Annotated in this window: 20 protein-coding genes and 3 pseudogenes; 11 read left to right on the forward strand and 12 right to left on the reverse strand. The window is 51.5% G+C overall.

The features are described from left to right. Positions 1–18: 18 nt before the first annotated feature. From srlE to srlA, 3 genes are read right to left on the reverse strand one after another with little or no spacing between them, the layout of a single operon-like run. The gene (gene srlE / locus MC50_RS11310) at positions 19–999 is read right to left on the reverse strand and encodes a PTS glucitol/sorbitol transporter subunit IIB (RefSeq protein WP_047663894.1); all 981 of its coding nucleotides are present in this window, start codon (positions 997–999) and stop codon (positions 19–21) included. Then, positions 996–1,367 (reverse strand): PTS glucitol/sorbitol transporter subunit IIA, encoded by a 372-nt coding sequence (locus tag MC50_RS11315; RefSeq protein ID WP_047663897.1) that lies wholly within the window; start codon positions 1,365–1,367, stop codon positions 996–998. The genes srlE and MC50_RS11315 overlap by 4 nt, the downstream gene beginning before the upstream one ends. Then, positions 1,364–1,891 (reverse strand): PTS glucitol/sorbitol transporter subunit IIC, encoded by a 528-nt coding sequence (gene srlA / locus MC50_RS11320; RefSeq protein WP_047663899.1) that lies wholly within the window; start codon positions 1,889–1,891, stop codon positions 1,364–1,366. Before srlA ends, MC50_RS11315 begins: the two co-directional genes overlap by 4 nt. A gap of 354 nt (positions 1,892–2,245) precedes the next feature. Between srlA and MC50_RS11325 the strand changes: the two genes are divergently transcribed. The 5 genes and pseudogenes from MC50_RS11325 to MC50_RS11345 all read left to right on the forward strand — a co-directional run bounded on the left by MC50_RS11325 (position 2,246) and on the right by MC50_RS11345 (position 3,961). Next, positions 2,246–2,485, forward strand: coding sequence for a helix-turn-helix domain-containing protein (locus MC50_RS11325; RefSeq protein WP_047663901.1), 240 nt, complete (start codon positions 2,246–2,248; stop codon positions 2,483–2,485). Positions 2,486–2,529: 44 nt separating this feature from the next. After that, positions 2,530–2,666 (forward strand): annotated as a pseudogene (locus tag MC50_RS11330) (transcriptional regulator); the annotation flags it as partial. 5 nt (positions 2,667–2,671) lie between these two features. After that, positions 2,672–3,131: pseudogene (locus MC50_RS11335) on the forward strand (STM2901 family protein). Further along, on the forward strand, positions 3,125–3,454 hold the full coding sequence (locus tag MC50_RS11340; RefSeq protein ID WP_047663904.1) for a DUF1493 family protein: 330 nt from the start codon (positions 3,125–3,127) through the stop codon (positions 3,452–3,454). The pseudogene MC50_RS11335 and the gene MC50_RS11340 overlap by 7 nt, the downstream one beginning before the upstream one ends. 18 nt (positions 3,455–3,472) lie before the next feature. Continuing rightward, positions 3,473–3,961 (forward strand): Hcp family type VI secretion system effector, encoded by a 489-nt coding sequence (locus MC50_RS11345; protein ID WP_047663907.1) that lies wholly within the window; start codon positions 3,473–3,475, stop codon positions 3,959–3,961. Positions 3,962–4,223: 262 nt separating this feature from the next. On the opposite strand, the gene MC50_RS11350 is transcribed toward MC50_RS11345, so the two are convergent. Further along, positions 4,224–5,903, reverse strand: a complete 1,680-nt coding sequence (locus MC50_RS11350) for a glycoside hydrolase family 43 protein (RefSeq protein ID WP_047663909.1) — start codon at positions 5,901–5,903, stop codon at positions 4,224–4,226. Between the two features lie 60 nt (positions 5,904–5,963). After that, positions 5,964–7,403 carry an MFS transporter gene (locus tag MC50_RS11355; protein WP_160873654.1) on the reverse strand — a complete coding sequence of 480 codons (1,440 nt, stop codon included), beginning with the start codon at positions 7,401–7,403 and terminating at the stop codon, positions 5,964–5,966. Between the two features lie 447 nt (positions 7,404–7,850). On the opposite strand from MC50_RS11355, the gene xylA reads away from it, so the two are divergent. Then, on the forward strand, positions 7,851–9,170 hold the full coding sequence (gene xylA / locus MC50_RS11360) for a xylose isomerase (RefSeq protein ID WP_047665446.1): 1,320 nt from the start codon (positions 7,851–7,853) through the stop codon (positions 9,168–9,170). Positions 9,171–9,700: 530 nt separating this feature from the next. Next, positions 9,701–11,089 carry a carbohydrate porin gene (locus MC50_RS11365; protein ID WP_032697986.1) on the forward strand — a complete coding sequence of 463 codons (1,389 nt, stop codon included), beginning with the start codon at positions 9,701–9,703 and terminating at the stop codon, positions 11,087–11,089. Between the two features lie 174 nt (positions 11,090–11,263). Here MC50_RS11365 and MC50_RS11370 read toward each other — a convergent pair. From MC50_RS11370 to MC50_RS11385, 4 genes and pseudogenes are all read right to left on the reverse strand, one after another. Continuing rightward, a pseudogene (locus tag MC50_RS11370) lies at positions 11,264–12,010 on the reverse strand (SAM-dependent methyltransferase); the annotation flags it as partial. Between the two features lie 3 nt (positions 12,011–12,013). Beyond that, positions 12,014–12,139, reverse strand: a complete 126-nt coding sequence (locus MC50_RS29075) for a hypothetical protein (RefSeq protein WP_264755717.1) — start codon at positions 12,137–12,139, stop codon at positions 12,014–12,016. A 10-nt stretch (positions 12,140–12,149) separates the two neighbouring features. After that, a complete protein-coding gene (locus tag MC50_RS11375) occupies positions 12,150–12,407 on the reverse strand; it encodes a YjhX family toxin (protein WP_032689681.1) in 258 nt (85 codons plus the stop codon). A 250-nt stretch (positions 12,408–12,657) separates the two neighbouring features. Continuing rightward, entirely contained in the window at positions 12,658–12,903 is a 246-nt protein-coding gene (locus MC50_RS11385) for a helix-turn-helix transcriptional regulator (RefSeq protein ID WP_032689680.1), read from the reverse strand. A 125-nt stretch (positions 12,904–13,028) separates the two neighbouring features. Here MC50_RS11385 and MC50_RS11390 point away from each other — a divergent pair, with 125 nt between their 5' ends. Beyond that, positions 13,029–13,289 carry a helix-turn-helix domain-containing protein gene (locus tag MC50_RS11390; protein WP_032689679.1) on the forward strand — a complete coding sequence of 87 codons (261 nt, stop codon included), beginning with the start codon at positions 13,029–13,031 and terminating at the stop codon, positions 13,287–13,289. A 619-nt stretch (positions 13,290–13,908) separates the two neighbouring features. Then, positions 13,909–14,121 (forward strand): transcription antiterminator/RNA stability regulator CspE, encoded by a 213-nt coding sequence (cspE, locus tag MC50_RS11395; RefSeq protein ID WP_007720208.1) that lies wholly within the window; start codon positions 13,909–13,911, stop codon positions 14,119–14,121. Positions 14,122–14,359: 238 nt separating this feature from the next. On the opposite strand, the gene MC50_RS11400 is transcribed toward cspE, so the two are convergent. After that, positions 14,360–14,518, reverse strand: a complete 159-nt coding sequence (locus MC50_RS11400; RefSeq protein WP_015585265.1) for a YqaE/Pmp3 family membrane protein — start codon at positions 14,516–14,518, stop codon at positions 14,360–14,362. Between the two features lie 219 nt (positions 14,519–14,737). Here MC50_RS11400 and pspE point away from each other — a divergent pair, with 219 nt between their 5' ends. Then, a complete protein-coding gene (gene pspE / locus MC50_RS11405) occupies positions 14,738–15,076 on the forward strand; it encodes a thiosulfate sulfurtransferase PspE (RefSeq protein ID WP_047663915.1) in 339 nt (112 codons plus the stop codon). A 215-nt stretch (positions 15,077–15,291) separates the two neighbouring features. On the opposite strand, the gene MC50_RS11410 is transcribed toward pspE, so the two are convergent. Both MC50_RS11410 and uxaC read right to left on the reverse strand, forming a co-directional pair. Beyond that, positions 15,292–16,836 (reverse strand): MFS transporter, encoded by a 1,545-nt coding sequence (locus tag MC50_RS11410; RefSeq protein ID WP_032689675.1) that lies wholly within the window; start codon positions 16,834–16,836, stop codon positions 15,292–15,294. A gap of 23 nt (positions 16,837–16,859) precedes the next feature. After that, on the reverse strand, positions 16,860–18,266 hold the full coding sequence (gene uxaC / locus MC50_RS11415) for a glucuronate isomerase (RefSeq protein ID WP_047663917.1): 1,407 nt from the start codon (positions 18,264–18,266) through the stop codon (positions 16,860–16,862). 460 nt (positions 18,267–18,726) lie between these two features. Here uxaC and uxuA point away from each other — a divergent pair, with 460 nt between their 5' ends. Next, entirely contained in the window at positions 18,727–19,797 is a 1,071-nt protein-coding gene (gene uxuA, locus MC50_RS11420) for a mannonate dehydratase (protein ID WP_032689673.1), read from the forward strand. Positions 19,798–19,824 lie beyond the last annotated feature (27 nt).

The following is a 19,824-nucleotide window of genomic DNA, read 5'->3' on the forward strand; positions in this document are numbered from 1 at the left end:
ACGTTCCTTATATGTCGGTTAAAACAGTCCCAGAGAGAAGGCCCAGCCAATCATCACCGCCAGCGGGCCGGTCAACTGGCGGGAAAGCAGGAAGGCCGGTACGCCGCTGGCGATGGTCTCCGGTTTGGCCTCCTGCATCGAGAGGCCGACGGGCACGAAGTCGCAGCCCACCTGCACGTTAATGGCGAACAGAGCGGGCAGGGCGAAAGCCGGCGAGATATTCCCCAGCCCAATTTGGGTGCCAATCATCACCCCCACCACCTGGGTAATCGCCGCGCCGGGCCCGAGAATCGGCGACAGAAAGGGGATGCCGCAGATCACCGACAGCAGCAGCAGTCCCCACAGCGAGTTCGCCATCGGCGTCAGGGCATGAGCGATCACGTTGCCCAACGACGTGGCCTGGACGATGGCGATCAGCACGGAGACAAAGGCCATAAACGGGATCACTGTTCGTACCGACACATCCACCGCCTCGCGGCTGGCGGCAAACAGCAGGGCGATGACGTGGCCGGTCTTATTGCCCAGCCTTTCCACCGCCATAATCAGCTGATTGCCGAAGGTGGCGGGCGGCGGCATCTGCGCGACCGGCGGGGCAGGCTCCACCACAATCGCCTGCGGCTCATCCGGCATCGCGTCCGCCGCCACGCGGGTGATCTGCCCTTCATGTACGTCCGAAACGTAGTTGCTGGCGTTAATAAACTGCGCCAGCGGTCCGGCCTGGCCGGTGGGCATCACGTTAATCGTCTTGATGCCTTTTTTCGGATACAGCCCGCAGCGTAGCGAACCGCCGCAGTTGATCACCACGCACAGCGTCTCTTCATCCGGCGGAACGGCCTGAAAGCCGTTGATCACCTCCGATTGCGTGAGTTCGCCCAGCCGACGGGCGACGGGATGGATCTCCCGCCCGGTTAGCGACACCACCTTCAGGCCACTGTCGATCGGCAGCCTCAGCCCGGTACCGAATCCTTCGGCGCCGGGAGCTACGTTGATCAGGTTCATTGCGCACTCTCCTTAACGATCACATCGCCTTGCAACACCGCAAGCGCAGGGACCTTGCCGGCAAGATGTACCGTGCCCTGATGACGAGGCGCGCTGGCGCTATCGAACACCAGCGTCAGGTGCCCGAGCTCCAGCAGCGCCTGCAGGGCGTGGCTGCCAACGGCGGTGATGCGGTAGTCCTCGCCTCCGAGCGTGAACCGATCGCCCGCCCGTAGCCGGGCATACTCGTGCTGAAAAACGGGCCGCAGGGCCAGGGTGTAATCCAGGCAGTCCGCCGGGCCGTCGGCGAGAAAGGTAATCAGCAGGTTATCCGCCAGGCCGTCCGCCACATGGGGGCCGACGCGTTCGATATGGGCCTGATAGATCATGCCGCACCTCCCGTCGCCTTATGGCGCAGGCGCAGGAACAGATATTCGGTGATCATGCCGCGCAGCAGGCCAATGATGATGGCGGCGGCGATATAGCGCAGCGCCAGTTCGGTCACCGGCAGGCCGAGGGTTTTGATCCCGGCGGCGACGCCCAACCAGATGAACAGCTCCGAGGGCACCACGTGGGGGAACAGGCTGGTCAGCGGGTGGGCGGTGGTGCCCAGCGCGTCTTCATACCCGGGTTTGCTCTTTTCCGGCAGCAGCTTGCCGAGCGTCAGCGCGCCGGGGCTGCTCATAAAGAACCAGCCGAGGATCGGCAGCAGGCCATAGGTCAGGATCCGCGAGCGACCAAACAGCGTCGCTACCCGTTCCATGCGCCGCTGGCCGACCAGCTTCATCAGAAAGTTGATGGCGAGCAGCAGGCAAATCAGCATCGGAATGATCCCGCTCATCATGTCGAGAAAGACCTTCCCGGCGAGCTGGAAAATATTGATAAAGCTTTCAGCAAGGGTAACCAGAAACATGGCGACCTCCTTGCGTAGGGCGGGTTGGCAGTGCGACAGCGGTGGTGATTTTCATAAGTAAAGTTCCCTGTGTTGGTTAAGGTTACAAACGAAATTCATTGTTTTTAGCGGGCTTATATTTGTCGCCTTCTGGAAACTGAAGGCGGTGGTCCGGGCTATGCCCCTGAGTCACGAAGCGGCCAGAATCCCAAGGTTCTCCCTGAGTAAATTAGCTAGCGGTTATTTCTCTTCGTCCATGGGCGCTGAGCTATCGTGATGCGTTCTGATTGCTCTTGAATAATTGATTATCCCGTTTTGGGATATTTATGGAAGCGAACGATATTCGATTTTGGGATATAGATCGAGAAAAATGACATGTCTTCTATTTATTCTGATGAATATCAATTGGTTATAAAAATATTACGCGCGGCAAGAAAGGAGAAGGGGTTAACTCAGGTAAAGCTGGCCCAGGCGCTGGGGCGCCCACAGTCATTTGTTGCCAAAATGGAGAGTGGTGAGAGGAGATTAGATGTCGTGGAATTCGCGCATATTGCTGCCTTGCTATCTATTGATCCGGTAAATGTATTAAATATGATTATATCAAAATACAAATAATAAGGTCTTAATCGCTTTTTTAGGCTTGAATTCATGCGGGCTACGAGGAATCTGCAAGCTCTCGCATTAGCTCATACGAAAGGGCGTCCATGCCCCCGATTTTATATTATCCTGCAAACTGGCAGCGGTACTTGATGTACCGGAAGTCTACTTCTACGCGGTAGATGACGATTTGGCGGAGTGCTGATGGATACAGTCGAAGAACTAAATGGAACATACTTCTATGCGGGAAAATTGAATCTTACCGCCGCTGAACTGTTTTTTTATGGTGTTTATTTTCAACACGGCTGATCAATTCGGCATTAAAGACATTGCCGCAGTCTGTGCACTGTATGCAGGTATAAACGATCAGACAACGCGCACTAAACCCGGTACAGCGATTCAAGGGACTTCACGCCTTTCGAAAGGGATTAGAAAAGCATTCGGGAAACGGTTCTTTCCGTTCGGTATTAAACTTCCTACATGGATCGGTGGTTATACGCCGTGGACGGTAAAACGCAGAATGGTCCGAAGTATCGGAGCGTGGGTAGGTCGAACTATCCCCTTAGTTGGCGAGGTCGTTCTTTTGGTTGATGTTTCACAAATTACCTACAATTCGATCAGAGAATATAACACCATAGCGAGAGGCAACGATAAGTTATGGTAGACCCTATTGAACAACGAGTAATTGAAATGATCACTATTCGTGGTGGTTGTTACATACTCAGGAAAAAGAAATATGACACGTACACGCCAGAATCAAGCATTCATTTTGATGTGCAGCTTGATCAGGATGATGTTGAAGAGTTAGTCGAAGAGTTTGAAACGGAATTTGGCGTTGATATGTCTACTTTCCATCTTGAGGCCTACTACCCCGAAGTTAAGTTTTCATGGAGTCTGTTCAAGAAACCTGATCCTGTAGATGTTCCTGATCTCACGATTGATATGTTTATTCAATCGGCTAAGGCCAGGAAATGGTTGTTCGACTAATGGTGAGGAGCTTAATAAATGGCTGTACCTGTTCACCTAATTTTAAAAGATGATGGCGGATCGCAGATCGTGGGGTCGTGTGATGTTCACGGAAGGGATGGCAGCATAGAACTACGAAGTTTACAGCACGGCGTAATTATCCCTACAGATCCCCTCACTGGTAAAGTCACTGGTTCCCGTCAACACTGTTCTTTTAACTTTACTAAAGAGATTGACAGTTCATCGCCGTATCTGTTTAAGGCTGTTGCTACAGGCCAGACGCTGAAAAGTGCTGAATTTAATTTCTACAGAATTAACTACAGTGGACCAGAGGAAATCTACTACATCATCACGTTAGAAAATGTGAGAGTGGTTCACTATAGCCCTGTTATGCACGACACGAGATCGGTAACGGGGACTGGTCACATGGAAGATATTTCCCTGAGTTATGAGAAAATCACGCACCTTTATAAAGACGGTAACATTCTTCACTCTGATTCGTGGAACGAGAAGTATGGCTGTCATTAACGATGCCGGACAAGAGGTGGAATACTGTACTATACGGATGTCGCTCTATGGCCTGATTATCATCAGGTCTGCAGTCTAAAAGAGAACCCCTTGTGCTGGACAAGAGAAACCGGGCCGTCGGCGTTTTATCCGTTCAGCGTACGGAATGACAGAGTGTGGATGCGTGGAATAGAGCGGCGAACAACCTTATAAATCACCTGACAGTAAAATAACAGCAACAGAAACCTACGTTATCGTTAAGATAACGTAGGCTCGTTATAATTTAATTAAACCGTGATTCGCTCGCCTGCCAGCTATACGTACCATCGGCCATTAACGCATCGCCCAGCTCCTGATAATGGAAATCATAAAACTCTGCGCTGGCGTCATAACCTGAGTAGTCTACAGCCGCAAGGCCCACGAACGCTCCGGTAAAGAACCCGCCATAGCTTTGCAACACGTAATCATCGGAAAGGATAGCTGCATCTAATTTAACGGGGATTTCAGTGAAGTTGACCCCATCAAAACTGTATTCATAGCTATACGTTTGTTTGCGAACTTTGGTACGGAACCAGACGAACTCGGTCCCTTCGGGGATCTTGATGGCATCATCTTTCAAACAGGATGTGTATTTCCCGCGGTTATTTTCACCGATCTCAATGACTGAGCCATTAATCTCATTCCAGGTGATGAACACAAAGCTCCAGTGGCGATCGTTGTAGTAATTCGTTAATCCTGCCATCTGTTGATAATTGACCGGATTAAATTTCACTTTAACCTGGGCATCAAAATAGAAGGCCTGCCAGCGTCGGGCAATCAGCGACAGGTTATGCGTATTCGCTAATGAACCTTGCCCGATTAACGTCAGCTTGCCATCGCCGGTGGTCCCCATTTTTTCTGTGAACGGAACGCGCAGCGTATTCCAGTTAGGATCGAGCGTTGCTGTTTTAAACGCATCGTACTGACTATGGTCTTTGGCACTTTCGGTGTAAATGGCATCGGTGGGTCCTTCGACAAAGGTTTTCCCGCCGTGGCCCCCTTCGATACGCGGCCAGCCGTCGGCATCCCAATACACTTTCTGGATCGCGGTTTCTCTGCCCAGAGTTGACCAGCCACGTGGATCATAGGCCGACTCACCTGGACGATTCCACGGACGGGCGCAGAGCGAGGCATAATACCATTCACCTTTGGGGGTGGAGACCAAAGCGCCATGCCCCTGCTTCTGGATGTAGCTGTCCGGGGTATCGACGTTCGTTAAGAACACTTCCCCTGGCTCGGTTTCAAAGCTGTTGGCCTCTAAGGTTCTGGAGCGTGCAACAACCTCCTGGTGGGTAAAGACGGTCCCCCCCTGCGCGGCGAAAAGATAATAATAGCCGTTCAGTTTGTAGAGGTGTGGCCCCTCGACCAGTGCAACGGCGGTGCCCCGATAAATAGTCCGCGCGGTTGCCGGTTTTAATTTCAGTGTCTTCGTATCAAGCTCAGTTAACGTGATGCCATCGAAGGGGTGATGGTACTCTCGATGGTCCCAGGTTTGCTGCACGATATATTTACGCCCGTCATCATCATGGAAAAGCGAGGCATCAAAACCGACGCCATTCAGTTTGATGGGATCTGTCCACGGACCCCGGATATCGGTCGCGGTGGTCAGATAGTTGGTCATGTCTTTGAAGGCGCCTTCGGTGATTTTCACGTCGGTATAGACTAACCAGAATTTGCCATCGGCATACGAGAGCGCCGGCGCCCAAATCCCACCTGATGAAGGGTTGCCTTTCATATCTAAAAGGGCGGTGGTAGACAAGGGACTGGGGAGCAGATTCCAGTGTTGCAGGTCCTTTGACTCATGTAAACGAACGCCAGGGAACCACTCAAATGTCGAGTTGGCGATATAGTAGGTGTCCCCTACACGGATAATACTGGGGTCCGCATTAAATCCGGGTAATACAGGGTTTTGAATAAGTGACATATCATTCTACCTTTTTAAAATATCCAAATTTATATTTCTGAATTCTTATTAATTTTTTAACTATACCCGGATCTCATCCAGCTGACGGTTGATCTCGGTGACATTTTTATCTGAGATAGGATAGAGCTGAATAATAATCATCGAAATAGCGGCTAACACGATGGGCATCCACACCGCGGTCATAATGATTCCGTCGATAGCATTGGCACTTTGTTGCGCGCCGGTTTCGCTAAAGCCATAGGCGGCCAGTAACCAAAGTGGAATCGCGCCGCCAATCGTGAAACCAATCTTGAAGAACAGTCCCATAATCGCGTTAATGATGGCGGCATTGCGTTTGCCTGATTTTAATTCGCCATAGGCAATCACTTCCGGAACAAGCGCCCACATGAAGCCGGTCGCCGAGGTTAAGCCCCATTGTTTAATGAAGGTTGCGACGTAAGCAAGCCACAGGGCATCGTGCATGCCTTCGCGTGACCACACGTAGGTCAGTAATTCACCCACAATAAACATGCCAAGGAAAAGATGGAAGAAGCCTTTTTTACCGAAGATTTTCTTCAGCCTGGACCAGAAGATAGGGAAGATGATGCCGGGAATTGAGGCGACAAGACCAATCGCTCCCATCCATTCAGAATGACCGACAACAAACTGATTGAAAAAGCCATTGACCGTGTTCATGAAGAACATGAAGGTAAAGGCTAACATGAAAAAGAATCCGAGAATGACCAGCGGCCGGTTATTTTTAAGTTCAAGGAATAAATCTGTCGCTTTTACGTTAGCCGTCTGTTCTGCCGTCGCGACCACACGTTCTTTGGTGAATTTATAGCAGAAGAAAAGTGCCGCTGCGCCAATTAACATATAGATTGAGTAAACGCCAAACCACGCATAGTTAGCTGACGGGTCGGTATAGTTACCCATATTCAGCTGAAGGCCAAAAAAACCCGTATCCTTGAGACTGCGATCTTTTGGTGAGGCCATCTGTACGAACATCGGGAACAAGGTATAAACAAGCAGGTTGGCGCTGTTTGCCAGCATCATGCGGGTACTGGTCAGTTTATCAATTGATTCAGGGTCTCTCGTCAATGATGCATTAAGCGAACCATAAGGAATATTCACCAATGAATAAACTAAATCCAGTGCCAGATAAATGATAAACGCAAAAGGAACCGAACCTCTTATTCCGGGAATAGGCGCAAAAAGCAACGCGGAAAGAATCACGAGGGGAATACCGGCTCTTAAAAGCCAGGGGCGATATTTCCCGGCGCTTGAACTTCTTTTGTCAACATAGGTGCCGACCATCGGATCCCAGAAAACATTAACGATGCGCACAAACAGAAATATAAACCCCGCCGTTGCGGTGCTGATGGTATTTACCGTCAACATGTGAAGAGCAAGAAAACCGCCTATCGTCCCAAAAACAAGGTTTTGTGCAAAATCACCCATCCCATAACCAATGCGTTCCCCACGAGTTAATTTGTGATATTCATCATGCCGACTTTGCATTATGTTCTTGCTCATTCTAATCAAGTCTCCGGTCTCTTTTGTGAATGTGAAACACTTTCTGACACAGATGGCCTCAGGGAATCCATTACGATTTTACATTAATTAATTATGTTTTTTTACTTCTGTGATCATCGAAACTCAGGCTCTCTCCAGAGCGCGTACCCAGCGTGCTGACGAGTCGCTGACAAGCAATATCTGCGGCAGGAAAATGTCCCCGAAAACACCTGGTTTTTTATTTTAGTGATTGCCATCCGAATCCCTCACGAAGTAAAGGGGGGGTATGGATATCAGTGTATTTAATATGTCGCGTTATTATTTGCGAGATGGTTCACATTTGCGCATTTTCTTAATTGCCGAATGAAATAACGTAATTGAGCCGCCTGCCAGGAAAATACAGGATAGGTCAAAATTATTTATTTTTCGCATTCCTGAATGACGGAGTTCATTATGCCAGTTTATTTCGACCAACTTGACCGCGTCCATTTTGCCGGTCCCAAAACAACAAATCCGCTGGCTTTTCGCCACTACAACCCGGATGAAATCGTGCTGGGAAAAAGAATGGCAGAACACCTGCGCTTTGCCGCCTGCTACTGGCACAACTTCTGCTGGAATGGCGCCGATATGTTTGGCAGCGGTTCTTTTGAACGACCCTGGCAACAGGCAGGCGATGCGCTTAGCCAGGCAAAATATAAAGCTGACGTCGCTTTTGAATTCTTCCATAAGCTCAATGTGCCGTATTACTGCTTCCACGATGTGGACGTCTCGCCAGAAGGCGCATCGTTGAAAGAGTATCTGAATAACTTCGCCAGAATGACCGAAGTGCTGGCGCAAAAACAGCAGGAAAGCGGGGTGAAATTGCTGTGGGGGACTGCTAACTGTTTTACCAACCCGCGCTACGCCGCCGGGGCGGCAACCAACCCCGATCCGGACGTCTTTGCCTGGGCGGCAGCCCAGGTCGTTGCCGCCATGAATGCCACCCACCAGTTGGGCGGCGAAAACTATGTGCTATGGGGCGGTCGCGAAGGTTACGAATCTCTGCTGAATACGGATTTGCGCCAGGAGCGTGAGCAAATTGGCCGCTTCCTGCAGATGGTGGTTGAGCACAAATACAAAACGGGTTTCCGTGGCACCCTGCTTATCGAACCTAAACCGCAGGAACCCACTAAGCATCAATATGATTACGATGTCGCGACGGTCTATGGCTTCCTCAAGCAATTTGGCCTGGAAAAAGAGATCAAGGTGAACATTGAGGCTAACCACGCCACGCTTGCCGGGCACTCTTTCCACCATGAAATCGCCAGCGCCATTGCTCTGGATATTTTCGGCTCTGTTGACGCCAACCGCGGTGACGCCCAGCTTGGCTGGGATACGGATCAGTTCCCGAACAGCGTAGAAGAAAACACGCTGGTCATGTACGAGATCCTTAAAGCCGGCGGCTTTACCACCGGTGGCCTGAACTTTGATGCCAAAGTCCGTCGTCAAAGCACCGACAAATATGACCTGTTCCATGGTCACATTGGCGCCATGGATGTGATGGCGCTGGCACTCAAAAAGGCCGCTCGCATGATTGAAGACGGTCAGCTGGAGCAACGCGTTGCAAAACGCTATGCCGGCTGGAGTCGTGAAGTGGGTCAGCAAATTCTGCAGGGGCAAATGTCGCTGGCGCAAACCGCCCGGTATGCCGAACAGCATAACCTTAATCCTCAGCATCAAAGCGGACATCAGGAATTACTCGAAAACCTGGTCAATGCCTATCTCTTCGAATGAATCCTGCTTGCATGCCCCCGCGGGGGCATTGATTACCGGTGTCATTCATCGTGACTGAAATTTATTTCGGCGCATTCGCGGTGAACCCGATGCGGTACTGATATATAGACGACTCCTGCGGACTGATAAATACGCTTTCTGCAACCCCGAAGAGCAGAAGAGACAGGGAATCAGCGGGCCACAGAAATAACGAGCAATTAAGTTAAAGAGAACCATCGATGAAACGGGCCTTTGGCGAAAACATCTGCCGGGGCAACACCTGTTGTGCACGACAAACCGAGAAGGAGAGCCAAAGACCGCTGTCATCGCAATCATCAACAATGCTGGTCGATGAATTATTCGAAGACATTATTCATCTGCACCGGTGCACATCAGCAAATATCACTCATGGAGACATTATCACCAGAATAGCGTAAAGCCTCTGCGACCGTAAAAATAACAATGATATTGTTCTTATGATAGCGACATATTCTGTCACCCAGAATGGGATTGTTATTATCTGAATACAATTAAACTATATTGAGATAGACATGAACATGATAAAAAAACTTCCATTAACTATGGCGGTTATCGCCGCGCTTTGCCCTTTTTCCTCTGTTATGGCCCAAGAATTTACTCAGGAACAAATTGACGCCATTGTGGCGAAAGCCGTCGATAAGGCGCTGGCGGACCGCCAGGCGAAAATGGACGCCGCCGCTGCAAAGAAGGTGGATCTGGAGACCAATCCGCAAACTGCCGCACAGTCGCCGGATATGGCGATTCCATTCGGTCTGAAGTTTAGCGGCTACGCCCGCTACGGCGCCCATTTCCAGACCGGCGATCAGAAATATATCGGTGTGGATGGGTCCTATAACGGTGCCTCGGCGATTGGTCGCCTGGGCAACGAAGGTAACGGCGGCGAATTCCAGATTACCAAAGCCTTTAAGAGCAGCCAGGGGGCAATCTGGGATATCAACGTGATGTTTGACCACTGGAGCGACGAAGTTAACCTGAAAAAAGCCTACGTTGGCGTCACCAATGTGCTGGCATCCAACCCCGGGGCCTACCTCTGGGCAGGACGTGACTTCCACCAACGTCCACAGCAGGGCATCAACGACTACTTCTGGATGAACCACGATGGCCAGGGCGCCGGGGTGAAAAACTTCGATATCGGCGGCGTGCAGTTCGATGTCGCGGCAGTTTCGCAGGTAGAGTCCTGTAGTCCGGAAGTCATGGCCGACGAGTCTAACCCATCGCGCATCACCTGTACCGGCGGCTCCGGCACCGGCGACGACGGCCACTATGCCCTGACCACCAAAACCCACAACATTAAGGCCGGGCCCATCGATGTCGAGGTCTATGCCAACTACGGTTTTGACTCCAAAGCGGTGGACAACGACGCGCAGATTGATGCCTGGCAGGGTGGCCTGCTGTTGAGCCACACCAACAGCGACGACAGCGGCGTAAACAAAGTTATCCTGCGCTATTCCGATAACGCCGATAACAGCGTTTACAACAAAACGGACGGGTTGACCACCGTCTACGCCAGCTTCGAGGGCAACTATAAGTTCACCCGGCAGGCGCAGGTCGAATACCTGTTGGCCTTCCATGACTATGACAACAGTAAGGACAACACTGACAACCGCAAGAACTACGGCGCCATCGTTCGTCCGATGTACTTCTGGAACGATGTGCACTCCACCTGGCTGGAAGCGGGCTACCAGCGCGTTGACTACGATCGGGGCGGGGATAACCACGGCTGGAAGCTGACGTTGTCGCAGAACATCGCGATTGGTATGGGGCCGGAGTTCCGTCCGATGCTGCGCTTCTACGTGACCGGCGGTCAGGTCGACAACCAACGCACGGCGAAAGTGAACGGCACCAGCGACGAACAGCTGGATTCCCTGAACGTGGGCGGCATGTTTGAGGCGTGGTTCTGATGTCACGGTAAGACGATATCCCTCTCGTGACCATGTTATCCACCAGAACTCTTAGCTTGTGATGAACGGCATCCCTGTCGGTTGGTCATCAGGCTGAGAGGATCTGGTGTGATAATGTGTCGAACATGCCCGAATGGCGGTATAGCCCGTTTCAGCTATACCGCCAGCTTTACTTCAGCGGGCGATTAATGCAAACACGCCCCAGCCAAAGTATTCCCGGGTCCAGGTGACGTGGCGTTTGGGGGCTATCGTCAGTTCGGTTCGAACCTCCGGGGCAAAGTCATCGTCAGGGTTTTCCTCCAGCCAGCGGCGCATAGTGAGCCACTTCGCGGCTTCGTAGCGATCCCAGCCTTCCTGGTCCGCCAGCACCATTTCCACCACGTCATAGCCGAGTTGGTCGAAACAGGCGACAAGGTCGGGAAGGGGAAGGAAATCGGCCACGGAGGAGACCCCGCAGGCCTGGGCTATCTCTTCCGTCGCGGGAATCTGACGCCAGTACGGTTCGCCAATAAGCATGATCCCGCCCGGTTTCAGACTCTGCGCCAGTAGTCCGACTGTCCCGGCAAACCCACCGGCAATCCATGTCGCGCCGACGCAGGCGGCCACATCGTATTTCTCTTCTGCAACATACCCTGCGGCATCGTTATGAATAAAATGAACCTTACTGCTGACGCCGAGCTCTTCCGCGCGCCGCCAGGCCTGCGCGGTGAACAGCGGGCTCATATCGATGCCAGTGCCGGTAATGCCATGATCGCGCGCCCAGGTGCAGAGCATCTCACCCGAGCCGCTGCCGAGATCGAGAATGTGGGTGTCCGGCTTCATGCGTAACACGCGACCCAGGGTGGCGTACTTTTCCGGGGTGAACGGATTATGGATGCGATGTTCACTTTCGCTAATTGTAAAAATACGTGGGATATCCATGAGTTAATACCTTTTATTGACTTGGGCAGGAGAGCGGGAGATGGCCTTCGGGGCCTCCGGCGCGAAATAAGGCTTGTCGCTGGCATCGCTCTCGTCGGTGATATGAAAAGTGAAGTGGTCTGTGGTCATCGCTCTCTCCTTAGCGGTTATCGGTCTGGGCGCGAACGTTGTTCAGCCCGGTGGTATTAATACGATAGGGTTGACCGTTGACGGATTTGATCAGCTTTTTGGTTTTGAGTTTTTTGAAAACGGCGAGCGTGCAGTCGGCGAGCAGAAGCCCTTCGCGGCTGTAGCATTCCACGGAAGTCACGCGGCCAGATGCATCGCGGACGTGCGCAATACGTCCACCTTTGGCGAGAACGTGTAAGGTACGTTGTTCCTGACGGGATAAATTCATGCTGGAAAACCTGTTTAATCATCATGTGCAAAACGTGCAAACACACAGCGGTGTCCGCATTCGATTTCGGCGCATTGATAATCAGTCCGGCCTGAAAAGGTCGGGGAGCTGATTATCGGATGATGACATTCTCCAGCATCAAAGCCTCGGGTTGAGTAGATAGGTATTTACGGGGTGAATGATAACACCTGTTTTTTATCAGGGAATAGCCCGGGTTAAAAAGTGTGATCCGGATAAACTCGCCTGACGCTCAGCGCTGATACCAGCCGGCTACCACTTCCGCCAGATCGTCTTCGACCGTATAGAAATAACAGGCCGGGATCTTCAGCACTTCTGCCAGCCGACAGGCCAGCGCGAAGTCGGGAGTGTGGATGCCGCGTTCATACTGGTTCATCCGCGCACTCGCCGTCGCCTCATCAATACCCGCGAGGATACCCAGTTTTTGTTGAGAAAGTCCCGTTCTGAGGCGTGCTTCTTTTAAACGGTGCGGCAGCATGATGATCCTGAAAGACTGGAAACAGAATCACGATTCTGGGAGCTGTTAGTTGAAAATGTACTAAGTATTACTTAGTGTGTTGGTGGTAATATGAACGGCTTCACTAACGCAAAGGAATGAATGAGATGAACAGAACTGATATGCATCCGGCTGATATCATTGCGCAATTAAAAAAGCGTAACCTGTCTCTGGCGGCGGTGTCACGCCAGGCGGGACTGAGCTCGTCAACGTTAGCCAACACGCTGTCTCGCCCCTGGCCTAAAGGGGAGTTTTTGATCGCGCAGGCGCTGGGTATCGACCCTGCGGAAATATGGCCGAGTCGCTACTTCGATCGGCAGGGCAATCCGATCGACAGGATGAAACGGATTCGTGTAAAGGGTGAATAATCCACGTGGGACGGCAGGAGCGGATGCCCATCCGCAGGGCAGTAGATCCGACTACCGGCTGGCGTTAATCACCGGCGGTATAGCGTGACCGTGGGGGAAGGGCGCGTCCTGGTTTCCGCAGCCATTTAAACCCGCCTCACGCCCATCTGTTCAGCAGGTTTTTACCCGTGTTTAGCCTGTCCGGCCTGCCCGCAGAGCCGGTTCATTTTCTCAGTTGTTCCTGTTTTCTCTCATGACATTGATGCCTGCGGCACAGGCATGACCCTTGATCGAAAAATACGAAAACGAATCCGTGAAATATCAGGCGTATTGCTATTGTGCGAAGCTGAGATGGCGATTGATGTTACCGGCTACTTTTAACAGACATATGGCCATCCGGGTGTTTAAGCGGTTAAAATAAAAAAACATAAACCTTGCTATAATAATTTCTCTATGTCTTAATAACGTCATCGGTTTGGAACACAGACCTTATGAAAGCAGTTTTAGTAAAGCAGTCCTCAGTTCAAGAGCTATCCACAGATACCCTTCTTCATGAGCCTCCTCCTAAGTGCCAAATAAGTAACTCTAAATACAGGCCATCATCGCCGCTCTTAGTGGCTCATTAATTAAGGAAGTATCTATGTCTAATAAAATGACTGGTTTAGTAAAATGGTTTAACGCAGATAAAGGTTTTGGCTTTATCACTCCGAACGACGGCAGCAAAGATGTATTCGTACATTTCTCTGCAATCCAGAGTGACAACTTCAAGACCCTTGATGAAGGCCAGCAGGTTTCTTTCACCATTGAAAATGGCGCGAAAGGCCCGGCAGCCGGCAACGTCACTCCGCTGTAAGCCGCGCTCATTATCAGCGACGTTTACAATAGCGATGAAGGCGATAGCCTGAGCAGATAAGCTCTGCTGATAATAAATGAACCCGCCCTGTGCGGGTTTTTTGTTGCATGCAGTTTGCCGAATTAACCTCCCTTCTTCGCTCAAAACGGGCGGCTCACCCCGTAAAAATAAAATAAGATGCAGATGCAAAATACCTGAAAAAATAAACGGCGCCGCTGCGCCGTCATGATGATATTGGTTAATCGCGCGTTTGTACCCAGAATGCGTGAATCAGGCCGGGGATATAACCCAGCAATGTCAGGACAATATTCAGAATAAATGCCCAGCCAAATCCTTTACCCAGTAATACGCCAAGTGGCGGCAAAATAATCGTTAAAACAATTCTCCAGAATCCCATACCTACTCCCTATAAAATCAACGTAGAAACCGGTGACGTTATCTTTAAGCATAGTAATTTTAACTGAGACTGCCAGTTTGCCTGCCGTGCTGACTTTGCGCACAGATCATCGATTATCCGCTTTCTGCCCATTTTCCTGATCAGGTCAACGATCGCCTGGGATACCTTCGCTAGTATCATTTCGGCTGACCAGGAAAACAAATAAGGAGAACTATCGTCATGTTTAATCTGACCCGGCTAATGAAAAAAACGATCTTGACCGGCGCCATGCTGATGGCGTCCACCTCATTGTGGGCGGCTGAGCACTGGATTGATGTCCGCACCGCAGACCAGTTCCAGGATACGCATGTTGAAGGGGCGGTGAATATTCCCCTGAAACAGCTGGATGCGCGCATCGGCGAAGTGGCAAAAGATAAGAATGACACGCTGCACCTGTACTGCAATACGGGGAACCAGTCCGGCAAAGCAGAAAAAATGCTGCAAGGCATGGGCTATAACAATGCCGTCAACGAAGGCGGGCTGAAGGATGTCGAGAAAACGCAGAAAATGGTGAAGTAATCCGCTTGCTCCAGCGCGAGAAGGTGCCTTAAATCCCTCTTTTTGCCCTGCTCCGGCTTCACCTGCGCGGCTCACGCGTCTGTCGTCGTCGAATGATAAAATCAGGAGCATGTCTGGCGGAGAATCCGCGGCGATGGATCGGCTGACCTTGATCGGGTCAGCCGGGCAGGGCTACCGCGCGGCAGCAGGCGTGATGCCGCTGCCGGCGGTATCTGTCAGTTCAGTACCGAGGTGGGTTCGCCCGCCTTTACTCGCTCGGGCGGGGTGTCACCCCAGAGCGTGTCGTAGCGATAACCCGTCAGGTCTTCAACCACATGGCGCGCTTCAGGCGTGACGTCCTGTTTAAGACCGTTCGCCTTCAGGCGCTCAATCTCATCGACAAAAATCTTGTGCGTACGTTTGTTCAGATGGAAGGTCAGCGCCTGCCACAGGGCAATCAGCAGCAGCACGGCGGTGCCGGCAAACAGCAGTGTCGCGATGGTATTAATCGCTTCCTGAGGCTGAGTCAGGCTCCCTTTCACGAAGCCGCCGCTTTGCAACAGCAGGCCCACGGCAAAGGTGGCGATTGCGACCGTCGTTTTACGCGAGAACGTCATCACCGCGGCAAACAGGCCTTCACGACGCTGGCGGGTAATCATTTCGTCAATATCGGGAATAAACGGGAAGACGTTCCACGGCGTAAATTCCAGCACGCAGCGGCCGACCTGATAGATACCTGCGATGATCACCAGCAGCATGACCTTGTTGTCGGTCGGGAACTGATACACCAGGAAGAAGCCGCCGAGGCACAGCAGCATCAGGCTATAGGCGAAGACATAGAGGCGAGAGGGACCATACTTAATGATCGCCACGCCCGCCGCCAGCGTAACCGGGAGCCCGACGATACTCATCGACAGCAGCGTGCCCGCCAGTGAGGATGAGACGTTCAGGCAGTAGACGCAGAAAAAGACGAACACGGTGTTGTAGACGTCCTTCGCCGTGAAGGAAAAGAGATAAATCGCCAGGTGCTTACGGAACGCCCGCACCTTCAGGGTGGAGGCATACTCCTTAAACAGGTTGCCAAAGGCGACAAGCTTCTCGGCCGCCGTGGTCGACTTGCGCTCTTTTTCCATTTCCGCCAGCATTTCCGGCGTCAGCTCGCGTTCCCAGGTCACTTTCCACGAGATAAAGACGCAGACCATAAACATCACGGCAAACACCACGCCGTTAACCAGATAGGCATCCGCATTGTTTTCACCCAGCGCGCCAATCAGCAGGCCGGGGATAAAGGTGGCGAGAAAGGTCCCGGATGCCGACAGGAACATACGGCATGTGGACAGTTTGGTCCGGCTATTAAAATCTTTGGTCATCTCGGAGGGCAGCGTTTCCCACGGGATAAGCACCATAGCGGCAATGATCTCAAAGGCCAGATACACCGCGAGATAGAACCAGTAGTTCATGCCGTTTAGCCACAGCAGGGTGTAAACCAGCATGAGCGGAGCGCCGATCAGCAGGAAAAACCGCCGCCGGCCAAATTTCTTACCCAAATAGTTTTTATAAAAATGGTCCGTGAAGCTGCCCATAAACAGGCTGACGATGGCATCCACGATACGCGCGATCGCAACAATCGACGCCGCTTCAATCGGCGACAGGCCGACAAAGGTGGTATAGAAGAAAAGCAGCCATGCGCCAATGACGGTAAATGCGCCGCCACCCATAATATCCGTCAGACCGTAGCCGATACTGACGGGGATGGTCACTTTTCTGTTCTTACGAGTCATGGTTTATCCCTGTATCTGACGGGTCAAAAACGAAAATAACGACGGGCGTTGTCCACGCAAATACCGCGGATCATGGCGTCGAGGATGGCGCGATCTTCCGGCACTTCACCTTTCTCTACCCAACCGCCAACCAGGTCACAAAGGATCCGGCGGAAATAATCATGTCGGGTGTAGGAGACGAAGCTGCGGGAATCGGTCAGCATGCCGATAAAGTTGGCCAACAGCCCCTGATCGGCCAGCGTATTGAGCTGGTTAACCATGCCGCGTCGGGTATCGTTAAACCACCATCCGGAGCCGAACTGCAGCGGTGATTTCATGCCATCCTCGCCGCTCTGGAAGTTGGCGAGGGTCGAGGCGACCACGTCGTTATAGCTGGCATTGAGGTTATAAAGAATGGTTTTCGGTAGACCGTCATTTTCCACCATGGCGTTAAGCAACGCGTTCAGGCTCTGCGCAAGGTGAGTTTGATCGCCAATAGAGTCAAAGCCGCAGTTGATGCCGACCTTGTTGAACATGGTCGCGTTATTGTTGCGAATAGCGCCAAAGTGAATCTGCATTGCCCAGTCGCGCTGCTTGTACATTTTGGCCAGCGCGACAAAAATCATACTTTCCCATGCCTGAAGCGCGTGCTCATCCAGCGTCTCTCCTGCCAGCCGACGCTGAAACAGCGCGGCCTGCCCGACTTCATCAAGCGGGCAAAAACGGATCGCCAGCGGACCGTGGTCCGATACGCGACAGCCCGTGCTGTGGAAAAAATCAATACGCGCTTCGAGAGCGGCCAGGAAACTATCCAGCGAGGTGATCGCCCGCTGGGTTTTCTGCGCCAGTCGGGAGACAAACGTCAGGAAGCGCTCGGGGCAGGTGTCGAACAGCTCATCAGGACGAAATGTGGGCAAAACGCGTGGGGAAAAGTCGCTTTTTGCTGCCAGCAGCCGATGGTATTCCAGATCGTCGAGCGGCCCGTCGGTCGTGCACAGCGCTTCCACGTTTGAACGGCGGATAAGCGCCTGCGGTAAAAAGTCGTCGTGGCGTAATTGCGTATTACACTGCGCCATAATATCGCGCCAGTTTTTGCTATTAAGCGTTTCGTCGATCGCAAAATAATGTTTCAGCTCAAGGTGGGTCCAGTGATAAAGAGGATTGCCAAAACTGGCTTCGACAGTTTGCGCCCAGGCTTCAAATTTTTCTTCGGCGGAAGCATTACCGGTAATTCTTTGTTCCGATATTCCATTAGCCCGCATTGCCCGCCATTTGTAATGATCGCCTTCCAGCCACAGCTGAGTAATATCCGTGAACGGTTTATTCTCCCAAATGGCTCTGGCATCAAGATGACAGTGGTAATCAATAATCGGTAACGCTTTTGCTATCTCAGAGTACAGCCGCTGACCTGGCGCGTTGTTTATCATAAAACTATTGTTTATCAGTGACATAAAAACTCCGTACACGATGTCGCTTTTACTACGCATCCCCAGTGTTAAGCCGGGGCCGGTGTATGACGAGAACATAATGGCGTTGAGGGTAAGCTTCCTTTTCATTGATTGTCTACTACCATACAAGATGTAATGGTAAAATTGTGACTTAACGCATGTATTTCGTCAGCGATATTCAGAGGCTGAAATAAAAGCCGGGAACAATTTAATGGTTAAAAATAAAGTCGTGTTATAGATGATGATAAATTTAAACTGAATTTGTTATTTTTTTACAAGATAAAAACAATTAACCGCAGCCAGGATAATGAAGATCGCGCTCAGCCCGCGACTCTTTTTTATCGCCTCGTCACTCTTTTTTAACGAGGTGGTTGATCAAACGATAATTACTGCATATGCTATCCAATACTAGTATGGTACATCTCGTAAAATGCATAGCAGCAACGATTAAGGCGGATAAAAAATGCAGATGACAATGCGCTGGTTTGGGCCACAGGAAGACAAAATCCCACTGGAATATATCCGGCAGGTGCCGGGTGTAGAAGGTGTTGTCGGGGCACTGTATGACGTTGCTCCCGGAGAAGTCTGGCCAGTCGAAAAAATTAAAGCTCTGGTTGACCAGGTCCATGCCGCGGGCCTGACAATGGAAGTGATTGAAAGCGTTAACATTCACGATGACATCAAAATAGGCACCCCGGCACGCGATCGCTACATTGAAAACTATAAACAGACGATCCGTAATCTGGCGGGCTTTGGCGTCAAGGTCATCTGTTATAACTTCATGCCGGTCTTCGACTGGATGAAGACCGACATGAACTACGTCCTGCCGGACGGTTCGCTGACGATGGCCTTCGAAAAAAGCGGCATCGATAAGAGTCTGGAAGAGGTCGTTAAAGAGGTTCTCGATAACGCCAACGGTTTTGCGTTACCGGGATGGGAGCCCGAGCGGCTGGCTAAAGTGCAGGAGCTGTTCGCTCGCTATCGCGGAGTCGATGATACTAAGCTGCGGGAAAATCTGTTTTATTTCCTCAGAGAAATTATCCCGGTGTGCGAGGAAGTGGGGGTGAAAATGGCGATTCACCCGGACGATCCGCCGTACTCTATTTTTGGCCTCCCGCGGGTGGTGAAAAATCGGGATGACCTGGCGAAGATTTGCGATGCCGTGGATTCACCGGCGAATGGCATCACGCTGTGCACCGGGTCGATTGCGGAAGATCCGGATAATAACGTCTATGAAATTCTTGCCGAATTCACGCGTCGTAAGCGGATCCATTTTGCCCACGTACGCAACATTAAGCTGATTAAAGATAAAGATTTCTACGAATCCGCTCATCCGTCGCAGTATGGCTCGCTGGATATGTATCGCGTCATGCAGGCCCTCCATGATAATGGCTTTGACGGCTATATCCGCCCGGATCACGGCCGGTTTATCTGGGGCGAAACCGGGCGTCCCGGATACGGTCTTTACGATCGCGCGCTGGGGGTAACCTATCTGCTGGGGCTGTGGGAGGCGCTGGAGAAGAAATCGCAATAAATCTGTTTGCCGGAGGCCTCAGCAGGC

It is taken from the genome of Klebsiella planticola, assembly GCF_000783935.2.
GTDB classification, from domain to species: Bacteria; Pseudomonadota; Gammaproteobacteria; order Enterobacterales; family Enterobacteriaceae; genus Klebsiella; species Klebsiella planticola.

Bases quoted from the DNA above. Each gene is read 5' to 3' on its own strand.
- MC50_RS29075 (WP_264755717.1), bottom strand. From the start codon at position 12,139: ATGACCACAGACCACTTCACTTTTCATATCACCGACGAGAGCGATGCC.
- MC50_RS11400 (WP_015585265.1), bottom strand. From the start codon at position 14,518: ATGGGATTCTGGAGAATTGTTTTAACGATTATTTTGCCGCCACTTGGC.
- MC50_RS11390 (WP_032689679.1), top strand. From the start codon at position 13,029: ATGAACAGAACTGATATGCATCCGGCTGATATCATTGCGCAATTAAAA.
- MC50_RS11350 (WP_047663909.1), bottom strand. From the start codon at position 5,903: ATGTCACTTATTCAAAACCCTGTATTACCCGGATTTAATGCGGACCCC.
- MC50_RS11410 (WP_032689675.1), bottom strand. From the start codon at position 16,836: ATGACTCGTAAGAACAGAAAAGTGACCATCCCCGTCAGTATCGGCTAC.
- MC50_RS11340 (WP_047663904.1), top strand. From the start codon at position 3,125: ATGGTAGACCCTATTGAACAACGAGTAATTGAAATGATCACTATTCGT.
- pspE (WP_047663915.1), top strand. From the start codon at position 14,738: ATGTTTAATCTGACCCGGCTAATGAAAAAAACGATCTTGACCGGCGCC.
- MC50_RS11375 (WP_032689681.1), bottom strand. From the start codon at position 12,407: ATGAATTTATCCCGTCAGGAACAACGTACCTTACACGTTCTCGCCAAA.
- srlE (WP_047663894.1), bottom strand. From the start codon at position 999: ATGAACCTGATCAACGTAGCTCCCGGCGCCGAAGGATTCGGTACCGGG.
- xylA (WP_047665446.1), top strand. From the start codon at position 7,851: ATGCCAGTTTATTTCGACCAACTTGACCGCGTCCATTTTGCCGGTCCC.
- MC50_RS11315 (WP_047663897.1), bottom strand. From the start codon at position 1,367: ATGATCTATCAGGCCCATATCGAACGCGTCGGCCCCCATGTGGCGGAC.
- MC50_RS11355 (WP_160873654.1), bottom strand. From the start codon at position 7,403: ATGCAAAGTCGGCATGATGAATATCACAAATTAACTCGTGGGGAACGC.
- srlA (WP_047663899.1), bottom strand. From the start codon at position 1,891: ATGTTTCTGGTTACCCTTGCTGAAAGCTTTATCAATATTTTCCAGCTC.
- MC50_RS11325 (WP_047663901.1), top strand. From the start codon at position 2,246: ATGTCTTCTATTTATTCTGATGAATATCAATTGGTTATAAAAATATTA.
- MC50_RS11345 (WP_047663907.1), top strand. From the start codon at position 3,473: ATGGCTGTACCTGTTCACCTAATTTTAAAAGATGATGGCGGATCGCAG.
- MC50_RS11385 (WP_032689680.1), bottom strand. From the start codon at position 12,903: ATGCTGCCGCACCGTTTAAAAGAAGCACGCCTCAGAACGGGACTTTCT.
- MC50_RS11365 (WP_032697986.1), top strand. From the start codon at position 9,701: ATGAACATGATAAAAAAACTTCCATTAACTATGGCGGTTATCGCCGCG.
- uxuA (WP_032689673.1), top strand. From the start codon at position 18,727: ATGCAGATGACAATGCGCTGGTTTGGGCCACAGGAAGACAAAATCCCA.
- uxaC (WP_047663917.1), bottom strand. From the start codon at position 18,266: ATGTCACTGATAAACAATAGTTTTATGATAAACAACGCGCCAGGTCAG.
- cspE (WP_007720208.1), top strand. From the start codon at position 13,909: ATGTCTAATAAAATGACTGGTTTAGTAAAATGGTTTAACGCAGATAAA.